This is a genomic window from Kineococcus indalonis, assembly GCF_009906395.1.
Taxonomy (GTDB): Bacteria; Actinomycetota; Actinomycetes; order Actinomycetales; family Kineococcaceae; genus Kineococcus; species Kineococcus indalonis.
Window position 1 is genome coordinate 1 of record NZ_JAAALM010000396.1, and the last position, 3,772, is coordinate 3,772.

The window sequence follows — 3,772 nt, forward strand, 5'->3', positions numbered from 1 at the left end:
CCCGCACGCAGGGCCCCGTCTTCGACTGACCCGCCCGCCCCGCCGGGTCCCGGCGCGGGGGCCGGACCCGGCGGGGCGGGCGGGTCAGTCGAAGACGGGGCCCTGCGTGCGGGTGCGCTTGAGCTCGAAGAAGCCGGGCACGCCGGCGACGAGCAGGCAGCCGTCCCACAGCTCGCCGGCCTGCTGACCCCGGGGGGTGGGGGTGACCACGGGCCCGAAGAAGGCGACGTCGCCGAAGGCCACGACGGGGGTGCCCACGTCCTCGCCGACGCGGGAGATGCCCTCGGCGTGCGAGGCGCGCAGCTGCGCGTCGTAGGTGTCGGTGCGCGCGGCGCGCGCCAGGTCCGCGGGCAGGCCGACCTCCTCCAGCGCCTGCGCGACGACCTCGTCGAAGTCCTTGTTCCCGCCGGGGTGGATGCGGGTGCCCATCGCCGTGTACAGCGGCAGCACGACGTCCTCGCCGTGCAGCTCGCGGGCGGCGGTGACCACGCGCACCGGGCCCCAGCCGCGGTCCATGAGGTCGCGGTACTCCTGCGGCAGGTCCCGGCCCTCGTTGAGCACCGACAGGCTCATCACGTGCCAGCGCACGCTGACGTCGCGCACCCGCTCGACCTCCAGCATCCAGCGGGAGGTCATCCAGGCCCAGGGGCACAGCGGGTCGAACCAGAAGTCGGCGCGGGCGGGGGTGGTGGTGGTCATGGCGCCATCCTGCCCCCGCCGCCGGGGGGCGGCCACGGCGGTGCGGGCGGGCCGGTGCGCCGCCGCGGCGTCGGGACCTCGTGGCAGAGTGACCGGTTGCTGGACGAGGGACGGCCTCCCAGCGCACCGGTGGACCGGAAGGACGTGGACGTGCCCGGCGAGAACCTGACGCGCGAGGAGGCCCGCGCCCGCGCGGAGCTCGTGCAGGTCGACTCCTACGACGTGCAGCTGGACCTGACGACGGGGCCGGAGGTGTTCCGCTCGGTCACCACGGCCCGCTTCGGCGCGCGCGAGGGCTCCTCGACCTTCATCGACCTCATCAGCGCCGCGGTGCACGAGGTCACCCTCAACGGCCGCGCCCTGGACCCGGCGGCGGTCAGCGACGGCGTGCGCGTGCAGCTCGACGGCCTGGCCGCCGACAACGAGCTGCGCGTGGTGGCCGACTGCCGCTACATGAACACCGGCGAGGGCCTGCACCGCTTCGTGGACCCCGTCGACGACGAGGTGTACCTCTACACGCAGTTCGAGGTCGCCGACTCCCGGCGCGTGTTCGCGGTCTTCGAGCAGCCCGACCTGAAGGCGGCGTTCACCTTCACGGTCACCGCCCCGGCGCACTGGCGCGTGATCTCCGGCGCCCCGGTGGCCGCCACCGAGGACGTCGAGGGCGGCAGGCGGTGGCGCTTCGAGCCCACCCCCCGCCTGGCCAGCTACGTCACCGCGATCATCGCCGGCCCGTACGAGGGCTCGGAGGACTCCCTGGTCTCCTCCGACGGGCGCACGGTCCCGCTGGGCGTGTACTGCCGCCGCTCGCTGGTGGAGCACCTCGACGCCCACAACGTCGTCGCGGCCACCAAGGCCGGCTTCGAGTTCTTCGAGCGCGAGTTCGACACCCCCTACCCGTTCGCCAAGTACGACCAGGTGTTCGTGCCGGAGTTCAACGCCGGCGCCATGGAGAACGCCGGCGCGGTCACCTTCGTGGAGAGCTACGTCTTCCGCTCCAAGGTGCCGCGGGCGACCGTGGAGCGGCGCGTGGTCACCGTCCTGCACGAGCTGGCGCACATGTGGTTCGGCGACCTGGTGACCATGCGCTGGTGGAACGACCTGTGGCTCAACGAGTCCTTCGCGGAGTTCGCCAGCACGCTGGCCGCGGCGGAGGCGACGGAGTGGCAGGGCGCCTGGACGACCTTCAACTCCCTGGAGAAGTCCTGGGCCTACCGCCAGGACCAGCTGCCCACCACCCACCCGATCGTCGCCGAGATCAACGACCTCGAGGACGTCGAGGTGAACTTCGACGGCATCACCTACGCCAAGGGCGCCAGCGTCCTCAAGCAGCTCGTGGCCTACGTCGGCCGTGAGGAGTTCCTCGCCGGGGTGCGCGCCTACTTCCGCCGCCACGCCTGGGGCAACACCGAGCTGGTCGACCTGCTGCGCGAGCTGGAGACCACCTCCGGGCGCGACCTGGGCGCCTGGTCGCGCGAGTGGCTGGAGACCGCCGGCGTGGCCACGCTGCGGCCCGTGCTGGAGGTGGACGCCCAGGGCACCGTCACCTCCGCGGTGCTGCGCCAGGAGGCCCCCGCCGAGCACCCGCACCTGCGCGCGCACCGCCTGGCCATCGGCTGCTACGACCTGGTGGACGGGCGCCTGCGGCGCACGCACCGCCTGGAGGTCGACGCCGCCGGCGAGAGCACCGAGCTGACCGGCCTGGTGGGCCGGGCGCGCCCGGACCTGCTCCTGGTCAACGACGACGACCTCGCCTACGCCAAGATCCGCCTCGACGAGGCGTCCCTGGCGACCGCGCTGCGGCACCTGGACGCCTTCACCGAGTCGCTGCCGCGCTCGCTGGTCGCCGCGGCGCTGTGGGACATGACCCGCGACGGCGAGCTGGCCGCGCGCGAGTACGTGGAGCTGCTGCTGGGCACGCTGCTGCCCGGCGACGCCGCGCGCGCGGACTCCACCGTGGCGCTGGTGCTGCTGCGCCAGCTGTCCACCAGCGTGGAGCTGTACACCGCCCCCGCGCACCGCGCGCAGGTGCAGGCCCGCACCGCCGAGGCCCTGCTGGGCATGCTGCGCGCGGCCGCCCCGGGCAGCGACGTGCAGCTGCAGTTCGCGCGGGCGTTCGCCTCCTCCGCGCGCAGCGAGGAGCACCTGGCGGTGGTGCGGGGTCTGTACGAGGGCACCGAGGTCGTCGAGGGCCTCGAGGTCGACGCGGACACGCGCTGGGCGCTGCTGACCTCGCTGACCGCCGGCGGGGCGGCCGACGAGGCGGCCGTGGACGCCGAGCTGGCCCGCGACGCCACCGCCACCGGCCAGCGCTCCGCGGCCGCCGCGCGCGCCGCGCTGCCGACCCCGCAGGCCAAGCGCGCGGCGTGGGCCGAGGTGGTCGAGCGCGGCACCCTCCCCAACGCCGTGCAGGCGTCGGTGATCGCCGGGTTCGGGCGGGTGCACGAGCCGGACCTGCTGCGCCCCTTCGTGGAGCCGTACTTCGAGGCGCTGCGCACCGTGTGGGAGCAGCGGACCAACGAGATGGCCCAGCAGGTGGTCACGGGCCTGTACCCGCTGCTGCTGGCGGACGAGGAGCTGCTGGAGCGCACCGACCGCTGGCTGGCCGGGGCGGGCGACGCCCCGCCGGCGCTGCGGCGCCTGGTGCTGGAGAACCGCGACGGCGTGGCGCGCGCCCTGCGCGCCCAGGAGCGCGACGCGCGCTGACCCGTGCGCTCACAGCACCACGGCGACGGGCGGGGCGTCCTTGCGCGGGCGGCCGCGCCCGCGCTTGTAGGCGACCGGGACGCCGTCGACGAAGAGCTGCCCGCCCCACACGCCGGCCGGCTCACGCCGCTCCAGCGCGCCGGCCAGGCAGGCGGCCAGCAGCGGGCACGCGGCGCACAGCTCCTTCGCGCGCTGCACGAGGTCCTGCTCGTCGGCGAAGAACAGGTCGGCGGGCGCCGTGCGGCACGGCACGGGCGCTGCGGCCGGCGCGGTGCGCGGGGCGGGCACGCCGCCCGGGGCGGGCACCAGGGTGAGCGCGCGCCGCGCCGCCGGGACGGCGGGACGGGTCGCGGGGTCGGGGACGGGT

General features: G+C 75.3%; 3 protein-coding genes. 1 reads left to right on the forward strand and 2 read right to left on the reverse strand.

Annotated elements, in window-relative coordinates; genetic code table 11:
- Positions 1–84: 84 nt before the first annotated feature.
- Positions 85–699: a DsbA family protein gene (locus tag GTR00_RS16325; RefSeq protein ID WP_166612645.1), complete on the reverse strand. Its 615-nt coding sequence runs from the start codon at positions 697–699 to the stop codon at positions 85–87.
- Positions 700–849: 150 nt separating this feature from the next.
- Between GTR00_RS16325 and pepN the strand changes: the two genes are divergently transcribed.
- Positions 850–3,405 carry an aminopeptidase N gene (gene pepN, locus GTR00_RS16330; RefSeq protein WP_166612646.1) on the forward strand — a complete coding sequence of 852 codons (2,556 nt, stop codon included), beginning with the start codon at positions 850–852 and terminating at the stop codon, positions 3,403–3,405.
- 9 nt (positions 3,406–3,414) lie between these two features.
- Here the strand turns inward: pepN and GTR00_RS25115 are convergent.
- A partial coding sequence (locus GTR00_RS25115) for a WhiB family transcriptional regulator (protein ID WP_407659714.1) occupies positions 3,415–3,772 on the reverse strand: 358 nt, incomplete at its 5' end.